This window comes from Brevundimonas sp. NPDC058933 (assembly GCF_049315965.1).
In the GTDB taxonomy this organism is placed as follows: domain Bacteria; phylum Pseudomonadota; class Alphaproteobacteria; order Caulobacterales; family Caulobacteraceae; genus Brevundimonas.
Map to the genome: position 1 here is coordinate 1 of NZ_JBMOSL010000027.1, position 2,171 is coordinate 2,171.

The 2,171-nt window shown below is 56.5% G+C and carries 1 rRNA gene; it reads right to left on the minus strand.

Annotated elements, in window-relative coordinates:
- A 23S ribosomal RNA gene (locus ACOZBP_RS17305) occupies nt 1-2,171 on the minus strand; the annotation flags it as partial.

The following is a 2,171-nucleotide window of genomic DNA, read 5'->3' on the forward strand; positions in this document are numbered from 1 at the left end:
ACGGTAGATAGGGACCGAACTGTCTCACGACGTTCTAAACCCAGCTCGCGTACCGCTTTAATGGGCGAACAGCCCAACCCTTGGGACCGACTCCAGCCCCAGGATGCGACGAGCCGACATCGAGGTGCCAAACCATCCCGTCGATATGGACTCTTGGGGAAGATCAGCCTGTTATCCCCGGGGTACCTTTTATCCGTTGAGCGACGGCGCTTCCACAAGCCACCGCCGGATCACTAGTCCCGACTTTCGTCCCTGCTCGACCCGTCGGTCTCACAGTCAAGCTCCCTTGTGCACTTACACTCAACACCTGATTGCCAACCAGGCTGAGGGAACCTTTGGGCGCCTCCGTTACCCTTTAGGAGGCAACCGCCCCAGTTAAACTACCCATCAGACACTGTCCCTGATCCGGATCACGGACCCAGGTTAGACATCCAGCACGACCAGAGTGGTATTTCAACGACGACTCCACAACCACTGGCGTGGCCGCTTCAAAGTCTCCCACCTATCCTACACAAGCCGAACCGAACACCAATATCAAACTATAGTAAAGGTCCCGGGGTCTTTCCGTCCTGCTGCGCGAAACGAGCATCTTTACTCGTAGTGCAATTTCACCGGGCCTATGGTTGAGACAGTCGAGAAGTCGTTACGCCATTCGTGCAGGTCGGAACTTACCCGACAAGGAATTTCGCTACCTTAGGATGGTTATAGTTACCACCGCCGTTTACTGGCGCTTAAGTTCTCAGCTTCGCCCACCCGAAAGTCAGCTAACCGGTCCCCTTAACGTTCCAGCACCGGGCAGGCGTCAGTCCGTATACATCGCCTTACGGCTTCGCACGGACCTGTGTTTTTAGTAAACAGTCGCTTCTCGCTGGTCTCTGCGGCCACCCCCAGCTCGGAGAGCAAGTCTCCTCACCAGTGATGGCCCCCCTTCTCCCGAAGTTACGGGGGCATTTTGCCGAGTTCCTTAACCATAGTTCACCCGAACGCCTCGGTATTCTCTACCTGACCACCTGAGTCGGTTTAGGGTACGGGCCGCCATGAAACTCGCTAGAGGCTTTTCTCGACAGCATAGGATCATCCACTTCACCACAATCGGCTCGGCATCAGGTCTCAGCCTTATGTGCGACGGATTTACCTACCGCACGGCCTACACCCTTACCCCGGGACAACCACCGCCCGGGCTGGACTACCTTCCTGCGTCACCCCATCACTTACCTAATACAAGTCTGGTTCGTCGGCTCCACCACTACCCTCAACTCCGAAGAGATCGGGCCGGCTTCACGGACTTAGCATCGCCTGATTCAGTATTGGGCGTTTCAAAGCGGGTACCGGAATATCAACCGGTTGTCCATCGACTACGCCTGTCGGCCTCGCCTTAGGTCCCGACTTACCCTGGGCAGATCAGCTTGACCCAGGAACCCTTAGTCAATCGGCGCACACGTTTCTCACGTGTGTATCGCTACTCATGCCTGCATTCTCACTCGTGAACCGTCCACAACTCGCTTCCGCGGCTGCTTCACCCGGCACACGACGCTCCCCTACCCATCACAGCGGGCGTTGGCCCTATTGCTGCAATGACACGACTTCGGCGGTACGCTTGAGCCCCGCTACATTGTCGGCGCGGAATCACTTGACCAGTGAGCTATTACGCACTCTTTCAAGGGTGGCTGCTTCTAAGCCAACCTCCTGGTTGTCTCTGCGACTCCACATCCTTTCCCACTTAGCGTACGCTTAGGGGCCTTAGTCGATGCTCTGGGCTGTTTCCCTCTCGACCATGGAGCTTATCCCCCACAGTCTCACTGCCGCGCTCTCACTTACCGGCATTCGGAGTTTGGCTAAGGTCAGTAACCCGGTAGGGCCCATCGCCTATCCAGTGCTCTACCTCCGGCAAGAAACACACGACGCTGCACCTAAATGCATTTCGGGGAGAACCAGCTATCACGGAGTTTGATTGGCCTTTCACCCCTAACCACAGGTCATCCCCCAGGTTTTCAACCCTGGTGGGTTCGGTCCTCCACGAAGTCTTACCTCCGCTTCAACCTGCCCATGGCTAGATCACTCCGCTTCGGGTCTAGAGCGTGCAACTCAAACGCCCTATTCGGACTCGCTTTCGCTACGGCTTCCCCACACGGGTTAACCTCGCTACACACCGCTAACTCGCAGGCTCATTC